The sequence below is a fragment of the Pantoea sp. SIMBA_079 genome, from assembly GCF_046940275.1.
In the GTDB taxonomy this organism is placed as follows: Bacteria; Pseudomonadota; Gammaproteobacteria; order Enterobacterales; family Enterobacteriaceae; genus Pantoea; species Pantoea borealis.
Genome location: NZ_JAWRYR010000726.1, coordinates 1 through 247 on the forward strand (window position 1 = coordinate 1; position 247 = coordinate 247).

Here is a 247-nt window from a genome sequence, read left to right on the forward strand (position 1 = left end):
TCGACCTCGATCTGCCCGCGCTCGGTCAGCTTGACGCCGCTGCCCTCGGCCAGCAGGCCCTTGCTCGCGGCCTTGCGGCCCACGGCGACCAGCAGCTTGTCGACGGTGAGCGACTGCTCGCCGCTGCCGTCGGTGTAGCTGACGACGACTTCCTTCTTCTTGCCCTTGCCGGTGACCTCGGTCTTAGAGACCTTGGCGCCGAGCTTGATGTCCAGGCCCTGCTTCTTGAATTCCTTGAGCGCGGTCT

At 65.6% G+C, this 247-nt stretch carries 1 protein-coding gene; it reads right to left on the reverse strand.

The features are described from left to right. The coding region (locus tag SB719_RS21860) for an FAD-dependent oxidoreductase (RefSeq protein WP_412159989.1) at nucleotides 1-247 on the reverse strand (247 nt) is incomplete at both ends.